Origin of the sequence: Serratia sp. PL17, from assembly GCF_017832355.1 — a bacterium.
In the GTDB taxonomy this organism is placed as follows: domain Bacteria; phylum Pseudomonadota; class Gammaproteobacteria; order Enterobacterales; family Enterobacteriaceae; genus Serratia.
This window is the reverse complement of record NZ_JAFIBY010000009.1, coordinates 105486-121470: the sequence shown is the minus strand read 5'-3', so window position 1 is coordinate 121470 and position 15985 is coordinate 105486. Positions and strand designations below refer to the sequence as shown.

The window sequence follows — 15985 nt, the reverse complement described above, 5'->3', positions numbered from 1 at the left end:
ATGGCCAAGGTGCCGGTAACATATGAAATCAGGAAGTCACATATGCTAAACGTGTTACGAAAACTGTGTATGGAACGTGCCGCCGGGGCGGGAGGGCACCATCCACCCGCGCCGGAACACTGGCCTAAAACCCGGGAACTGGCGGATAAATGTGGCGAGAATATTTACACCACGCGCACATTATTATTGGCATTGGAAAAAGAGGGTAAAGTGAGCTGTACCCATCGCAGTATCAATAACTCGTTACGCTGGTATATTTGCGTATCGCCAAAAAAAGTGTAATTCCTTTCCTGCCTTGTGTTTTTGACTATCTTTCACAGCGGATTAGATTAATAGAGGGCTGTGGGGCGACACGCTCCTCAGCCCGAATCCTTTGTTACGACTCATGACCAGCCATTGCCAGTGTGTTTTTCGAAGCCCTATACTGGCCGCCTGAGTGAAAATATTGCTATGAGGGATACGGGCTAATAATGAAGGAAAGCAAAGAACTACTGTTATTGGATGATATTCATTATCAAATAGGCGAGCAGGTTATTCTGGATTCTGTCTCTTTCGGCTTGAATCAGGGGGAATTTAAACTGATTACCGGCCCCTCTGGCTGTGGAAAAAGTACCCTGCTTAAAATCGTCTCCTCTCTGATCGACCCGACCCGGGGACACATTATTTTTGCCGGTAAGCCCATTACCGATATATCCCCAGAAGAATACCGCCAACAGGTCTCTTATTGTTTTCAAACCCCCGCGCTTTTTGGCGACAGCGTGTATGACAATATTGCATTGCCTTACCAGATTCGTAAGCAAAAGCCGGATGAGCAAAAAATGCGGTCCGACCTGGCGCGTTTCGGTTTGCCGGAGAATATGCTGAAAAAAAGCGTTAACGAATTATCGGGTGGAGAGAAGCAGCGTATTTCATTGATCCGTAATCTGCAGTTTATGCCCAAAGTGTTGTTATTGGATGAGATTACCAGCGCGTTAGATGAAGATAACAAACGCAACGTCAATGAAATTATTCATCAGTTGGTCGTGCAGCAGGGCGTCGCCGTGCTGTGGGTGACACACGATAAAGATGAAATCACCCATGCGGACGATGTGATTACCTTGCGTGCACACGGCGCTCGGGCACAGGAGAAAACCGATGAATCAGCATAACATCAGCAATGAATCCTTAGCCCTGTCGATGGTGTTGGTGATTATTGCCATTTTAATCAGCCATAAAGAAAAGCTGGCACTGGAAAAAGACATTATCTGGAGCATTTGCCGGGCGGTGGTGCAGCTGATTATTGTCGGCTATGTACTGAAATATATTTTTGATGTGAATAACGCCATTCTTACGGTGCTGATGGTGCTGTTCATCTGTGTTAACGCCGCTTACAACGCGAAAAAACGCAGTAAATATATCGATCATGCGTTTGTGACGTCGTTTATTGCCATCACTACCGGGGCCGTATTGACCTTGGTGGTGTTGGTGCTGACCGGCTCGATAGAGTTTACCCCCATGCAGGTGATCCCTATATCCGGCATGGTAGCCGGCAACGCGATGGTCGCCGTCGGGTTGTGCTACAACAACCTTGGGCAGCGTTTTAAAAGCGATCAGCAAAAGATTCAGGAGATGCTCAGCCTGGGGGCCTCGCCGAAGTTTGCCTCGGCGGCGTTGATCCGCGACAGCATCCGCGCGTCGTTGATCCCTACGGTCGATTCGGCCAAGACCGTGGGTCTGGTCAGCCTGCCGGGCATGATGTCAGGCTTGATCTTCGCCGGCATTGATCCCGTCAAAGCAATTAAGTACCAGATAATGGTCACCTTTATGTTGCTTTCTACCGCTAGCCTGTCGACGATTATTGCCTGCTATCTGGCGTACCGTAAGTTCTACAATACGCGTCACCAATTGGTGATTAGCCACTTGAAATAACCCCGAACGGCCAGAGGGTAGGGGAGGGGCTGCATGCTGCGCCAGGCTAAATCGGGCCGAGCATGCTCGACCCCTACCCCTTTGACACTGACGTGCGCATTACCCTTGCAGCAGGGCGATACTCTGGCGGATCTCACGTGCTATATCGGCTTCTGTCCAGGTGTCCAACTGTGAAGAGAACGGCTCGAAGGCGTAAATGCCGGTGTAACCGAGGCGCTCCAGATTCTGCACCTGTGCTTTGCTCTCCAGCCTGTCTTTGTCACTCAGCATGATGCGTTCTTCATCGCTTAACGCATTTTTTGTCCGTGGATCTTCCACCCCGGAAAGGTGCACCAAACCAATACCCTCTATCTGAATCTGCGCATCAAACTCAGGCTGTGCGACACCGCTCAAATAATGGTGGAAGGTATCCAGCACGATTTTATAGGGTGCGCCGGAATCGCGGATCAGAGACTGTGTCAGTAACGATGAGCGCAGCGAACTGATACCGAACCCCAGGGGCTCAACATAGGCCTGCACACCGTATTGTTTGAACAGGGGCGCCAGTAGCTTCAGGGCGGCCAATGTATCGGTTTTTTTCTGCTCTTCGCTGCGTGAATCCCCTGCGCTGCAATGCGGGCACAATACCACCGCCTGACTATGAATGGCCCGAGCTTGCGACAACAGCGCCTCGGCGTTGGCTAACAACCGAGTCTGATCGTCCAAGAGGTTAAACATACCGAGGGCGTTGATCGTGATAATGTCGATACCGTATTGTGCTGCCAACGCATTGACTTGATCGTTGCTCAGGTCATCGGTCACCTTGCCGCTCGGCATATCGTTGCGCAGCTCAACTTTGCTGAGCCCGCACTTTTTCACCAGCGCGAAAAAGTGTTCTATATCGAGATTTGGCGCGATCTTACGGTTGATGCAAAAGCGGTCTGGCGCAATGGTCATGGTGCATGACTCCTGAGATAGGGGCGAAAACCTAAGATTTACCGACTTACAGCGGCGTGCGTTGTGTTTCGGGCCGTGGCTGGCGATAGCGTTTGGCCATCACCACGTCTTCCATTTTCTCCAGCGATACGCCTTTGGTTTCGGGAATATAGCGGCCGATAAACCAGTAGCTGAACAGGCAGCAGGCGGCGAAAATCCACATTGGGAAGGCCCCGTGGAAACTGGAGAACAGGTAAGGGTTGTCGTTGATCATCGGGAAGGTTTGCGACACGACAAAGTTGGCCAGCCACATGCAGCCGACGGCGATGCTCATACCCTGTGCCCGCATGCGGTTAGGGAAGATTTCTGATACCAAAACCCATGCTCCGACCCCCCATGACAGCGCGTAGAACACCATAAAGAACAGCATACCGAACAAGGCGAAATAGCCGGTAGCCTGGGTGTAGAGTGCATAAGAGGTGATCAGCAACCCGGCGATAGCGCCGAGCGTGCCGTAACGCATCAGCGGAATACGACCGATGCGATCCATCAGCATGGCGCCGATCACAGAGCCCACCAATTGCAGCACGCCGATCCAAATCGTTTGGAAGAGTGCTTCCTGGGCATTTTCGGTGACGGTTTTCAGCACCATTGGCGCGTAGTACATCATCACGTTAACACCGGTAACCTGTTGCAACATGGCGATCATGCAGCCGACAAACAGAATGAAACGTACCCGTATGTCACCGTAGTTCAGCTTCTGCTGGTGTTGTTTCTGGTCTTGATGCAGTGAGTCTTTGATTTCCTGCAGCAATCTTTGCGCATGCGTCGCGTTGGATATTTTGGTCAACATCGCCAAAGCCTGATCGTCGCGACCGACCATGACGCTCCAGCGCGGTGATTCCGGGATGATGAATACCAACATCAAGAACAAAATGCAGGGGATAACTTCTGAACCGATCATCCAGCGCCAGCCCATTTCGACCAGCCAGGCTTCACTGGCGATGCTGGCGATTTTGAAGTTAACGTAGAAAATCACGATCTGGCCAAACACGATGGCAAATTGCTGCATGCTGAGCGCACGGCCACGCATGTCTTTTGGTGAGACTTCCGACATGTACATTGGGGAAACGGTGGCGGCAATACCGACGGCCAACCCCCCGATAATGCGGTAAATCACAAACCAGCTGAAGGTGTTAGCCAGGGCCGCACCAATGGCCGAGATGGTGAACAGCAAGGCTGCCAGCATCAACGCTTTTTTCCGGCCGTAGCGCGCGGCCAGCGGCCCGGCGCCAAAAGCCCCGACCACACAACCTATTACCACGTTAGAGACGGCCCAGCCGGTTTCGACCGGGCTGAGATTAAAATAGACTTTTAGGGCTTCGATTGCGCCGGAGATCACGGCAGTATCGTAACCGAATAAAATGCCGCCGAGTGCCGCAATGCCGCAAATTCGCAATATATACCCGGTGTTGTGTTTACGCTGAGATGACATGTGTTGCTCCGATTTTTATCCTGGCTTCCACCCGCGCAGTAGGTTGTCGGTAAGAGGGAGGCGGAAGGGTGTGAACCGTGCCTGTCATTAGGCGGTGATATTGGAATAGGTCTTCTCTAAACAAGAACATTTATTCCATAATTAGTGAATAATGAAATATTGATTTTTAGATCCAGTTCAAAAAAAAACGCGCACATCCCACAAGCACGGCAGCACTATCCTTGATCAACCCTTTTCAACGTATTCCCGAGCGGATCGCCTATTTCTGTATAAAAGTCAGGGCTAATCCCCACGACCCTACGGCGGGCCGACATCACAGGTTTTTTCCTCAAATGTAACCGGCGTGCCTGATGTCCTGGCAAAACTGCTACCTCTCTCACTAAAAACAAATTTTCTAAAATAATTTATTTGAAACTTTTTTTTCAATGAAATAGAGTTTGCTTCATCAGGTCAGGATTTAGCCTGCTTATGGGGTTAACCCGGTAAGCGGTGTGATGAAAACGCCAGGGTGTGCGGCACAGCGCACAGCGCTCGGCGACAGCAGACTTAAAAGAGGGCGAGACATGAAAACCGTGGGTAACTTTATTGGCGGGCAGGTGTGCCTGAGCAGCAGCAATCAAACCGTCGACGTGCACAACCCGGCCACTGGGCAGGTTGAGCGTCGGGTCACGCAAAGCACCGCCGCCGAGGTAAAGCAGGCCATCGATGTGGCCCACCAGGCGTTTGCCGATTGGTCACGCACCACACCGCTGCGCCGTGCGCGCATCATGTTCAATTTTAAGGCACTGCTGGAACAGCATCGCGATGAGCTGGCGGCGTTAATCGTCAGTGAACACGGCAAGGTTTACTCTGATGCCTTGGGCGAGCTGACCCGCGGGATTGAAGTGGTTGAGTTTGCCTGCGGCATTCCGCATTTGATCAAAGGCGAATATTCAGCGGATGTAGGCAGCGGCGTAGACAGTTTTTCGTTGATGCAGCCGTTAGGTGTGGTGGCGGGCATCACCCCGTTCAATTTCCCGGCAATGGTACCGATGTGGATGTTCCCTATCGCGTTGGCCTGCGGTAACACTTTCGTACTTAAACCACCGGCATTGGTGCCTTCGGCATCGGTACGGATGGCGGAACTGCTGAAAGAGGCTGGCCTGCCGGACGGCGTATTCAACGTGGTGCATTGCGCTAACGAAGACGCCGCGCAGCTGTGTACCGACCCGTACATTCAGGCGGTGAGCTTTGTGGGGTCGTCGGCCGTGGCGGAGCATATCTATACGACGGCCAGTGCCCACGGCAAACGGGTGCAGGCTTTCGGCGCGGCAAAAAACCAGGCCATCATTATGCCGGACGCCGACTTGGATGCAACAGTCAATGCCCTGATGGGCGGCGCGTTTGGCTCTGCCGGTGAGCGTTGTATGGCGTTGCCCGTTGCCGTGGTCGTCGGTGATGACACGGCGGATAAACTGATTGCCAGGTTGAAGCCCTTGATCGCCCAATTGCGTGTGGGTCCTGGGATCCAGCAGGGCGGTGAAGAAAACGAAATGGGGCCATTGGTTTCCTCTGCTCACCAGAAGAAGGTACTGGGTTATATCGATCTGGGCGTCGAAGAGGGCGCAACGCTGGTCGCCGATGGGCGCAGTTATCAGGTTCCGGGTTACCCGGACGGCTACTATGTTGGCGGCACGCTGTTCGACCACGTCAAACCGCACATGCGTATCTACCGTGAAGAGATCTTCGGACCGGTGCTGGGCATTGTCCGCGTACCGGATTACCAGACGGCGATCGATACGGTAAATAGCCATGAGTTTGGCAACGGCAGCGCCATCTTTACCAGTAACGGCCACTACGCGCGTCAGTTTGTACACGAAGTGCAGGCTGGCATGGTCGGGGTTAACGTCCCGGTTCCGGTTCCGATGGCATTTCACAGCTTCGGTGGCTGGAAGCGCTCGGTGTTTGGGGCATTGAACGTCCATGGCACTGACGGCGTGCGTTTTTACACACGCATGAAAACGGCCACTGCCCGTTGGCCGGCGGGGCAGCAAACGGTGTCTGAATACAGTATGCCGACGTTGGGTTAACGTCCTTATACCCTTCACAGTCACCCTGTAGGGGGCGAATAAATTCGCCCCGATGAATGCGGGCGCAGCATGCAGCGCCCCTACGATGATGCAACTCCAATTATTTTGGGTATATTTATTCTCAAAAGGGAGGATTTCCATGTCTTCACTACTTGCCAAGTGTCAGCAGCCGGACGAACAGGGCCGCATTCAGCATGTCACCCCAGAGAATGCCGGCTGGCGCTTTGTCGGGTTCGATGTTTATCGCCTTGAGGCTGGCCAATCGCTGCGCCTGGAAAGTGGCGACAAAGAACTGTGCCTGGTGTTAGTCGCGGGCATCGCGTCCGTTTCCACCCTGCGGGCGGAATACCCGAGCATCGGCAAACGTATGAGCCCGTTCGAACGCACACCGCCTTATGCGGTATACGTGCCGCATCACGACAAGATTGAAGTGCGGGCGGAAAGCGCCCTGGAATTGGCGGTCTGCAGCGCACCGGGTCATGGCCACCTGCCATCGCGCTTGATCACGCCAGCGGAGGTCGGCGTCGAACGTCGAGGCAAGGGACGCAATCAGCGTCTGGTACACAATATTCTGCCTGATAGCGAACCGGCAGACAGTTTGCTGGTGGTAGAGGTGTATACGGATGAAGGCAATACCAGTTCGTATCCTAGCCACAAGCATGATCAGGAAGACTCGCCGGATGAAACCTATCTGGAAGAGACCTACTATCACCGGATTCAGCCGGAACAGGGTTTTTGTATGCAACGGGTGTATACCGACGATCGCTCACTGGACGAGTGCATGCCGGTGTATAACCGTGACGTGGTCAAGGTACCGCGCGGCTATCATCCGGTGGCGACGTTGGCCGGGTACGACAACTATTATCTCAATGTGATGGCAGGGCCGGTGCGGCTGTGGAAATTCACTTGGGAAAAAGACCACGCCTGGATTAACACCGACGGTTACCCGGCGGCTAAATAATCCTTATCAGGCCCGGTTTTCCGGGCTTGGCTATACCCAAAATAATTGGAGTTGCCTCCAGGCGGCAAGGGAGCTTATCCCGATGAGCTTACACTGGTCAGTGATTCGGGTAAGTGAGTGCAGCCAACACAGAGGCAGCTTCAAGTATGACGGGTATATTACTCTTCTTTGGCGTTATTCAATGCCAGCGATACCGCCAGCGTCTGCGCCAGACACATTGACGCGACCTGGGAACGGAAACCGTCCACCTGTGCTTCACGCACGACAAAGCACACGTCGCTGAAGGCGGCCAGCGGGCTAACCTGGCTGTCGGTAATCGCGATTTGTTGTGCGCCGCTCTTGGCACCCAATTCAACCAGTTCCAGCGCTTCTTGAGCATAAGGCGAGTAACTGATGGCGATCACGACGTCATTAGGTTTCACCATGCTGAGCTGCTCGGTAAACATGCCGCCCAATCCGTCGATCAGAAATGCCCTGCGTTCCAGGTGGCGCAACGCATAGGTGAGGTAGGAGGCAACGCTGAATGAGCGGCGCAAACCAATCACGTAAATATTCTCGGCGTTGTTCAGTAACTCAACCGCCCGATCCAACTGCTCTGGGCTGGTTTGCATTGCCAACTGCTGTAACGCCTGGGCGTTGACCATGGTGAAAACGTTAAGGATTTCCGCCGGCTTTTCCGGTGCGACGTTATCGTCGGTCGAGGTCTGACGGAACAGGCGCGCCCGCTCGGTATAGTTGACGGTTTCTTCCATCAGGTGCTGGCGAAAAACCTGTTTCATTTCGTTGAACCCGCTGAAGCCAAAGGCATTGGCGAAGCGGATCAGGGTGGAAGGCGGGACGCTGGCCTGTGCGGCAATGGAGGCGACGGTATCGAAAGCAATGCTGTTACTGTTATCCAAAATGTAACGCGCCACCTGCTTTAAACGCTTGCTCAGCGTTTCATAGCGGTGGCGGATTTCGTCCTGTAACAGCGAAAGTTGAGTTGGGTTGTTCATCCATTCGGCTCGCAGTGTGGGCTAAGGCGTATCGGCCTGACGCCTGAATTATTGACATGACATTCTAACAGATGGAGTGGAAATTTCATTTCACCAAAAAGCGATTTATTCGATTGCAAGTTGCGTGACTTCACAGAAAACAGGCAAAAAAATCCCCTTAAAGCGGCGAAAATCCGTTTAAGGGGCGGGTTCTGCGCTTAAGGCTGGTGGGAGGTTGGGCGATATTGGCGCCAGAAACCGATCAGCGTCAGGTATTTTTGTTTCACCTGCTCAATTAACGCCGCGTCATCGAGTTCACCCTGCAACCAACGCCGTGAAGGTTGGCCGAAGATGGTGCGGCCAACGGCAAAACCTTTCACCCAGCGTGCGTCGGCAGCCGCAGCGAAGCCGGCCTTCAGCGTTTCTTCCGGTGAGTCCAGCCCCAGGATAAGTACGCCACGGCAGAAAGGATCGTTAGCGTCGATCAAGGCGCCGACCTGCTGCCAGTTCTCTGCACTCAACGGCGGCAATTTCCACCAGTCCGGCTTAATGCCCAGCGCGTAGAAATGTTGCAGCATGTCCAGATAATAGGTTTCGTTCTTGTCGGCGTTGCTTTCCGGCAGGATCACTTCCAGCAGCAGTTCATGGCCAGACTTGCAGCAACCGCGATACACATCGCTAATCAGCTCATCCTGTTCGCGACGCAGCTCAACGGCGTCATGTGGGTGGTAAAACACCAGACATTTCACCACGTGTTCCTGTGGCCAATCGATCAGTTGAGATCCAATGCTACCGTGTTCCAGCCGCAGCGGGCGTGAACCTGGCAGTTCGACTGGCCGACCGATCCACCATCCCTGACCGGTAATCTCGTTCAGTGCGGCCTGGCCATAGGTGGTATCGGCCAAAATCCCGCTATTACCCCGTAGCCCGGCCACTTCAGCGGCCTGTTGTGCCGCGGTCAGCAGCAGGGTCTTCAGTTTAGGGATGCGTTCTTCACTGACGTTGGCTTCTCGCGCCATATCCGCCAATTGTTTGCGATGATCAAAGGCGAACACGCACAGTTCGGGCCACTGCTGTTTACGCGTGGTGACCCGGTGAAGATGGTTAAGTCGCTCATCACGGTCAGGGCGTTTCACTTCCTGTTCGCGTTGCAGATAATCATCCAGTTCCTGTTTGCTGGGCATCGCAGGTGCGCAACCGTGGCGTGAAACCACCAGTGCGCCACAGGCATTGGCATAACGGCAGGCCTGATCCCAGCCTTCATCATTCAAATAGCCACGTAGCAAACCCGACATAAAGGCATCACCTGCACCTAACACGTTCAGGACTTCAACCCGCACGCCGGAATGCAGTTTTACCTGTTGCCAGTCGGCGGCGATCTCGCCTTCGAACACTGAACAGCCTTGTGCGCCTCGCTTACAGACCAATGTCGCCTGTGTTGCCTTGCGCACGTTTTTCAGGGCGGTCAGGGTATCGGTACTGCCACCGGCAATATGAAATTCCTCTTCGGTGCCGACGACCAGATCAAAGTGGTGCAGCACTTCCTGCAGCTCGCGGGTCACTTTTTCTGACTCGACAAAGCGGGTTTCTCCGTCGCCCAGGGACGTCAGGCCCCACAGTACTGGCCGATAATCGATATCCAGTGCGGTGCGCAGTCCGTGGCGGCGGGCGTATTCCAGTGCTTTTAATACCGCGGCGCGGGTATTTGGGTGTGACAGGTGCGTGCCGGTAATCGCCAGCGCGCGTGATGACGCGATATAGGATTCGTCGATGTCGTCCGGCGTCAGCGCCATATCGGCACAGTTTTCGCGGTAGAAAATCAGCGGGAAGGTTTCCTGATCTTTGATACCGAGGATCACGAGCCCGGTCAGACGGTGTGGGTCAGTGATCAGGCTTTGTGTGTCGGCACCGACGCGTTGCAATTCTTCGCGCAGAAAACGGCCCATATGTTCATCGCCGACGCGGGCCAACATGCTGGACTTCAGGCCCTGGATTGCGGTGCCATAGGCCACGTTGCCGGAAGAGCCGCCGAGATATTTTGAGAATGTGCTGGCATCTTCCAAGCGTGCGCCGATCTGTTGTGCATAGAAATCGACGGCAATACGCCCGAGACAAATGACATCAAGCTGTTTTTCTTGTGTAGCCATACCCGTTTCCTTCTGTATTAAGCCAAACCCCGACTGCAAAGCATATTTCGAAGTATGAGGAATAAAAATTTCAATTTCAAGATTGAATGAAATTTATACCCCGGAAATGTGATGCATTTAAAACAGCCTCACTATCGCGGTTTAATCAGCGTAAAACAGCGCCCTGCTTGCCGGGAAAGCCTCCGCCAACGGCGGAGACAGACCTTGCATGACGGCCAGACCCTATCAAGGGTTGCGGTGATTTCAGCGACGACGGGCAGTCGGTTGCAACGGAGGAAAGGACGGCTAAGTCAGTGAATTATAAAGGCATGGATGAAACGGGGTTTTCATCATAATGCGATCTTTATCGCAAAATGAAATGTTTCTTCTGTAATGTGATTTTATGAAAAATATATTTGTTTATAATCGCTTCACGTTTCACATCGTCGCTTAAGTTGAACAATTCGCGTGAAAACGACAGGCATCACAGAGTTTCCAGGGTTCGGCACGCGGGTGGTGCCGGAGCGGGCGTGACTAATCTAAAAGGGTGAGTAAATGGGCAAGATTCGGTTAACCATGGCACAGGCACTCGTCAGGTTCCTCGACAACCAGTATCTGCTGGTCGACGGTGTGGAAACCAAATTCGTTAAAGGCATCTTTGCGATTTTTGGCCACGGCAACGTTCTCGGTCTTGGGCAAGCGCTGGAACAAGACAGCGGCGACCTGATCGTGCACCAGGGGCGAAACGAGCAGGGCATGGCTCACGCAGCCACGGGGTTTGCCAAGCAGAAACTGCGCCAGCAGATCTACGCCTGTACCTCTTCCGTCGGTCCGGGTGCCGCCAATATGATCACCGCCGCTGCCACCGCCACCGCCAACCGTATTCCTTTATTGCTGCTACCCGGCGATGTTTACGCGTCGCGTCAGCCAGATCCGGTGTTGCAGCAAATTGAACAAACTTACGATCTCAGCATTAGCACCAACGATGCCTTCCGCGCGGTGAGCAAGTACTGGGATCGTATTGTACGGCCAGAACAACTGATGAGCGCCTGTATCAACGCGATGCGCGTGTTGACCGACCCGGCGGAAACGGGGGCGGTAACGCTGAGTTTGCCGCAGGACGTGCAGGGCGAAGCCTACGACTACCCTGACTATTTCTTCCAGAAGCGAGTGCACCGGCTCGATCGCCGACCGGCAACGGAAGGTATGTTGGCCGATGCCCTGGCGCTGCTGGCGACCAAACGCCAACCATTACTGGTGTGCGGCGGTGGGGTGAAATACTCACAGGCTGGTCAGGCGCTGCGCGAGTTTGCCGAACGTTTCCAGATTCCGTTTGTGGAAACACAAGCAGGTAAGGGGACCGTGCCGTCCAACCATCCCTTTAACCTGGGGGGCGTTGGCGAAACCGGCTGCCTGGCGGCCAATACCCTTGCCCGGCAGGCCGATCTGGTGATTGGCGTGGGCACCCGTTATACCGACTTCACCACCTCGTCAAAATGGCTGTTCCAAAATGCCGACGTCGATTTTCTCAATATTAACGTCAGTGCCTTTGATGCCGGCAAGCTCGACGGCGTGCAGGTACTGGCCGATGCCCGGGAAGCGCTGTCCGCGTTGGCTGCGCTGTTGGCACCCTCCGATTACCGTGCGGGTTGGGGCAATGCGATTAGCGACGCGCGTCGCGCTCAGCAACAAGAAACAGCTCGCGTTTACGCGGTGGAATACACCGGAGAGGGTTTTGTGCCGGAAATTGACGATCATCTCGATCGCGACAGCGTATTTGCCGAGTTCATCGAAAAAACCGACTCGCTGCTGACCCAAAGCCGGGTTCTGGGGGTACTGAATCAGCATTTGCCGCAGGACAGCGTGATCGTGGCCGCCGCGGGCAGCTTGCCGGGCGATTTACAACGCGTGTGGCAGAACCATGGTGAGCATGGCTACCACGTGGAGTATGGCTATTCGTGCATGGGTTACGAAGTGAATGCAGCACTGGGGGTCAAACTGGCCGAGCCGCAGCGTGAGGTGTACGCCATGGTGGGCGATGGTGCCTTTATGATGCTGCATTCTGAACTGGTCACGTCGATTCAGGAAGGGTGCAAAATCAACGTCGTGCTGTTCGACAACATGACCAACGGGTGCATCAATAACCTGCAGATGGAACATGGCATGGACAGCTATACCACCGAGTTCCGCTTCCGAAACCCGCAGGGGGGCAAGCTTGACGGCAAGTTAGTACCGGTCAACTTCGCCATGCTGGCGGCAGCCTACGGCTGTAAAACCTACAGCATAACGACCGAACAGCAGCTGATCGACGCTTTGGCCGATGCCCGTCAGCAGACCCTATCTACCCTGCTGGATATCAAGGTGCTGCCAAAAACCATGGTGCACAAATATCTCAGCTGGTGGCGCGTGGGGGGAGCCCAGGTTGCCGACAATGAAAAAATTGTCGCCGTGGCTCGCAAGCTGCAAGAGAACATCGACAAGGCCCGCGACTACTGATTTACGCATTGCTTGATTACCCAGACCTTGCGTCTGCCGCAACTATTTGAAGAGGATAACGAAAATGACACTGAACATTGGGGTTATTGGCACCGGCGCAATCGGTCGGGATCACATTCGTCGCTGCAGCAAAGTGTTGCAGGGCAGTCGTATCGTGGCCGTCAACGATATCAACCGTGACAACGCCGCTAAGGTGGTGAGCGATCTGAAACTGGACGCCAAGGTTTATGACAAGGGTCACGACCTGATCAACGCGTCGGACGTGCAGGCGGTGTTGGTCACATCCTGGGGCCCAAGCCACGAAGAGTTTGTACTGGCAGCCATTGCTGCCGGCAAGCCGGTGTTCTGCGAGAAGCCATTGGCGGTGACGGCTCAGGGATGCAAAAACATCGTTGAGGCTGAAGCAAAACACGGCAAACGTCTGGTGCAAGTGGGCTTTATGCGTCCTTACGATCAGGGCTACCGAGCGCTCAAGCAGGTGCTGACCAGTGGACAAATTGGTGAGCCGTTGATGCTGCATTGCGCGCACCGCAACCCGACCGTTGGCGAAGCTTACACCACGGATATGGCGATCACCGACACCCTGATCCACGAAATTGACGTCCTGCGTTGGCTGCTGGATGACGACTATGTTTCGGTACAGGTCGTGTTCCCGCGTAAAAGCCCCAAGGCGTTCCCACACCTGAAAGATCCGCAAATTGTGCTGTTTGAAACCGCGAAGGGCACGCGTATTGATGTCGAAATCTTCGTTAACTGCCAATACGGTTACGACATCCAGTGCGAGGTCGTGGGTGAAAGTGGTATTGCCAAGCTGCCAGAACCCTCATCAGTGCAGATGCGCAGCGGTGCCAAACTGTCGACCGAAATTCTGACCGACTGGAAAGATCGCTTCATTGATGCTTACGACGTTGAGTTACAAGGCTTTATCAATGACGTCCTGGCAGGTTCGCTGACTGGCCCCTCCGCTTGGGACGGTTATGCGGCGGCGGTGACGGCTGATGCTTGCATAGCCGCGCAGCTCAGCGGTGAGATTGTCCCTGTGACCTTGCCACCACGTCCGTCGTTTTATAACAAATAGTGTGCTGACCGCCGTATCCACGTTTAACGAGGAATGACCATGAAGATTGCTTTTGATGTTGATGTCATCAGGGACCTGGGCATCACGAAAATGGTTCAGCAGGTGGCGGACTGGGGCTATCAATATATTGAGCAGTCACCGCACCCGCAGATCAATCCTTTCTATAAGCATCCGAAAGCCGGGCGTGAGGTCATGACGGAGTACAAAAACGTCCTGAAGGCTACCGGCGTGGAGATCTCCTCGTTTATCGTCGTTTATCGCTGGTCTGGCCCGGGTGAAGATCGCCGTCAGGCGGCAGTCAAAAATTGGCGTCGGATGATCGAAATCGCGGTAGAAATGGGTGTGCAGGTGATCAATACCGAACTGGCCGGCAATCCCAATGAGCCGGAAATCTGTGAAGAGTTGTGGTATCGCTCAATGGAGGAACTGTTGCCGATTATCGAGCGGGAAGGTATCCGCATGGAGATCCAGTCACACCCATGGGACTTCTGCGAGCTGAGCAACGAAACCGCGGATATCGTCAAGTCGCTGCGTAGCGATCACGTTAAATACCTCTACAGCGTTCCCCATACCTTCTACTACGACAAAGGCCAGGGTGACGTGGCTGGCATGTTGCAATATGCCGGTGAGGATCTCTCGCATGTGCTGATTGCCGACACCATGAACCATACCAAACACTGTCGCTATATCGTCAACCCGCCGGGTGTAGACGCCGCCGTACATCAGCATATGGGTATCGGCGAAGGGGAGGTGGACTTCGAAACCTTGTTCCAGACCTTGCGTGATATGGCGTTTGCGACCCGCAACTTTAAGGTCGGCGGCGAGTCGATTATCTGCACGTCACTGTTTGGTTACCCGGAAAGAATGAAAACCCAGGCTGTAGCGACCCGAGAGCGCATCGAAAAAGAGCTGTTGGGTAAATAATTTCCCGGCTGCGCGGGTGAAAATAGCCTACAGAGCGGCTCTATACCCTGCGGCTTAAAAGACGACGGTATATTACTGAGGCTGAAAATGAATAAAGACAACGTAAAACTGGCTATCGCCCCGATCGGCTGGACCAATGACGACATGCCCGAGTTAGGCAAAGAGAACACCTTCCAGCAGTGCGTCAGTGAAATGGCACTGGCCGGGTTCACCGGTAGCGAAGTGGGCAGCAAGTACCCGCGCGATCCGGCCGTGTTGAAGCCGATGTTGGACATTCGCGGCATTCAAATCTGCAATGCCTGGTTCAGCACCTTCTTTGCCGATGGCCTGAAAGACAAAACTGTCGATGAATTCATTAACCATATGAATTTCCTGCATGCGATGGGGGCAAAGGTGATTGGCTGCTCCGAGCAGAGCAAGAGTATTCAGGGCACCACCAAAGGGGTGTTTGAAGAGAAGCCGTATTTCAGCGATGAAGAGTGGCAGCGGGTGGCCGACGGGTACAATGAACTGGCAAAAATTGCTGCCGACAAGGGGATGCAGGTCTGCCTGCACCACCATATGGGCACCGGCATCCAGACGACCGCAGAGATCGATCGTTACATGAGCATGGTGAACGACGACGTCTACCTGCTGTTTGATACTGGGCATGCTTACTATTCGGAAGGCAGCCAGCAGGCGATGATGGCGATACTGGAAAAATACCTGCCGCGTATTAATCACGTACACCTGAAGGACGTGCGTGATGAGGTTGTTGCAGAGGTGAAGGCCAACAAATTGAGCTTCCTCGACGGCGTGAAGAAAGGCACCTTCACCGTGCCGGGGGATGGGGTGATCGACTTCCTGCCGGTCTTTAAATTACTCGATGAGCGCGGTTACAAAGGGTGGATGGTGGTCGAGGCTGAGCAGGATCCGGCGTTGGCTAACCCGTTTGAATATGCGGTGAAAGCGCGTCGTTATATCAAAGAGACAGCCGGTATTTAACCGGGTTGAGAATGTCGAGGGGCGCTTGAGCAATCAATGCGCCCTTTTTAATGGG

Annotated in this window: 13 protein-coding genes; 9 read left to right on the top strand and 4 right to left on the bottom strand. The window is 54.0% G+C overall.

Features of this window, described 5'->3' with window-relative positions; translation table 11 throughout:
* The 3 genes from JOE25_RS22985 to fetB all read left to right on the top strand — a co-directional run bounded on the left by JOE25_RS22985 (window position 1) and on the right by fetB (window position 1908).
* Window positions 1-282, top strand: coding sequence for a FaeA/PapI family transcriptional regulator (locus JOE25_RS22985; RefSeq protein WP_209639236.1), 282 nt, complete (start codon window positions 1-3; stop codon window positions 280-282).
* A gap of 188 nt (window positions 283-470) precedes the next feature.
* The gene (gene fetA, locus JOE25_RS22980) at window positions 471-1148 is read left to right on the top strand and encodes an iron ABC transporter ATP-binding protein FetA (RefSeq protein WP_209639233.1); all 678 of its coding nucleotides are present in this window, start codon (window positions 471-473) and stop codon (window positions 1146-1148) included.
* On the top strand, window positions 1135-1908 hold the full coding sequence (fetB, locus tag JOE25_RS22975; RefSeq protein WP_209639230.1) for an iron export ABC transporter permease subunit FetB: 774 nt from the start codon (window positions 1135-1137) through the stop codon (window positions 1906-1908). The genes fetA and fetB overlap by 14 nt, the downstream gene beginning before the upstream one ends.
* 99 nt (window positions 1909-2007) lie before the next feature.
* Here the strand turns inward: fetB and JOE25_RS22970 are convergent, their stop codons facing one another.
* Both JOE25_RS22970 and JOE25_RS22965 read right to left on the bottom strand, forming a co-directional pair.
* The gene (locus tag JOE25_RS22970) at window positions 2008-2844 is read right to left on the bottom strand and encodes a TIM barrel protein (protein WP_209639227.1); all 837 of its coding nucleotides are present in this window, start codon (window positions 2842-2844) and stop codon (window positions 2008-2010) included.
* Window positions 2845-2890: 46 nt separating this feature from the next.
* Window positions 2891-4318, bottom strand: a complete 1428-nt coding sequence (locus JOE25_RS22965) for a sugar porter family MFS transporter (RefSeq protein WP_209639224.1) — start codon at window positions 4316-4318, stop codon at window positions 2891-2893.
* Between the two features lie 563 nt (window positions 4319-4881).
* Here JOE25_RS22965 and JOE25_RS22960 point away from each other — a divergent pair.
* Both JOE25_RS22960 and iolB read left to right on the top strand, forming a co-directional pair.
* The gene (locus tag JOE25_RS22960) at window positions 4882-6387 is read left to right on the top strand and encodes a CoA-acylating methylmalonate-semialdehyde dehydrogenase (RefSeq protein WP_209639221.1); all 1506 of its coding nucleotides are present in this window, start codon (window positions 4882-4884) and stop codon (window positions 6385-6387) included.
* A 139-nt stretch (window positions 6388-6526) separates the two neighbouring features.
* Entirely contained in the window at window positions 6527-7348 is an 822-nt protein-coding gene (gene iolB / locus JOE25_RS22955; RefSeq protein ID WP_209639219.1) for a 5-deoxy-glucuronate isomerase, read from the top strand.
* Window positions 7349-7506: 158 nt separating this feature from the next.
* Here iolB and JOE25_RS22950 read toward each other — a convergent pair whose 3' ends face one another.
* Window positions 7507-8343: a MurR/RpiR family transcriptional regulator gene (locus JOE25_RS22950; protein ID WP_209639217.1), complete on the bottom strand. Its 837-nt coding sequence runs from the start codon at window positions 8341-8343 to the stop codon at window positions 7507-7509.
* A gap of 197 nt (window positions 8344-8540) precedes the next feature.
* Window positions 8541-10469 carry a 5-dehydro-2-deoxygluconokinase gene (iolC, locus tag JOE25_RS22945; protein ID WP_209639215.1) on the bottom strand — a complete coding sequence of 643 codons (1929 nt, stop codon included), beginning with the start codon at window positions 10467-10469 and terminating at the stop codon, window positions 8541-8543.
* A 534-nt stretch (window positions 10470-11003) separates the two neighbouring features.
* Between iolC and iolD the strand changes: the two genes are divergently transcribed.
* The 4 genes from iolD (at window position 11004) to iolE (ending at window position 15930) form a co-directional block, all read left to right on the top strand.
* Entirely contained in the window at window positions 11004-12944 is a 1941-nt protein-coding gene (gene iolD, locus JOE25_RS22940; RefSeq protein WP_209639213.1) for a 3D-(3,5/4)-trihydroxycyclohexane-1,2-dione acylhydrolase (decyclizing), read from the top strand.
* Between the two features lie 64 nt (window positions 12945-13008).
* A complete protein-coding gene (locus JOE25_RS22935) occupies window positions 13009-14022 on the top strand; it encodes a Gfo/Idh/MocA family oxidoreductase (protein WP_209639211.1) in 1014 nt (337 codons plus the stop codon).
* A gap of 39 nt (window positions 14023-14061) precedes the next feature.
* Window positions 14062-14946 carry a sugar phosphate isomerase/epimerase gene (locus JOE25_RS22930; protein ID WP_209639209.1) on the top strand — a complete coding sequence of 295 codons (885 nt, stop codon included), beginning with the start codon at window positions 14062-14064 and terminating at the stop codon, window positions 14944-14946.
* A gap of 87 nt (window positions 14947-15033) precedes the next feature.
* Window positions 15034-15930, top strand: coding sequence for a myo-inosose-2 dehydratase (iolE, locus tag JOE25_RS22925; protein ID WP_209639206.1), 897 nt, complete (start codon window positions 15034-15036; stop codon window positions 15928-15930).
* Window positions 15931-15985: the final 55 nt, after the last annotated feature.

Bases quoted from the DNA above. Each gene is read 5' to 3' on its own strand.
- JOE25_RS22985 (WP_209639236.1), top strand. From the start codon at position 1: ATGGCCAAGGTGCCGGTAACATATGAAATCAGGAAGTCACATATGCTA.
- fetA (WP_209639233.1), top strand. From the start codon at position 471: ATGAAGGAAAGCAAAGAACTACTGTTATTGGATGATATTCATTATCAA.
- fetB (WP_209639230.1), top strand. From the start codon at position 1,135: ATGAATCAGCATAACATCAGCAATGAATCCTTAGCCCTGTCGATGGTG.
- JOE25_RS22970 (WP_209639227.1), bottom strand. From the start codon at position 2,844: ATGACCATTGCGCCAGACCGCTTTTGCATCAACCGTAAGATCGCGCCA.
- JOE25_RS22965 (WP_209639224.1), bottom strand. From the start codon at position 4,318: ATGTCATCTCAGCGTAAACACAACACCGGGTATATATTGCGAATTTGC.
- JOE25_RS22960 (WP_209639221.1), top strand. From the start codon at position 4,882: ATGAAAACCGTGGGTAACTTTATTGGCGGGCAGGTGTGCCTGAGCAGC.
- iolB (WP_209639219.1), top strand. From the start codon at position 6,527: ATGTCTTCACTACTTGCCAAGTGTCAGCAGCCGGACGAACAGGGCCGC.
- JOE25_RS22950 (WP_209639217.1), bottom strand. From the start codon at position 8,343: ATGAACAACCCAACTCAACTTTCGCTGTTACAGGACGAAATCCGCCAC.
- iolC (WP_209639215.1), bottom strand. From the start codon at position 10,469: ATGGCTACACAAGAAAAACAGCTTGATGTCATTTGTCTCGGGCGTATT.
- iolD (WP_209639213.1), top strand. From the start codon at position 11,004: ATGGGCAAGATTCGGTTAACCATGGCACAGGCACTCGTCAGGTTCCTC.
- JOE25_RS22935 (WP_209639211.1), top strand. From the start codon at position 13,009: ATGACACTGAACATTGGGGTTATTGGCACCGGCGCAATCGGTCGGGAT.
- JOE25_RS22930 (WP_209639209.1), top strand. From the start codon at position 14,062: ATGAAGATTGCTTTTGATGTTGATGTCATCAGGGACCTGGGCATCACG.
- iolE (WP_209639206.1), top strand. From the start codon at position 15,034: ATGAATAAAGACAACGTAAAACTGGCTATCGCCCCGATCGGCTGGACC.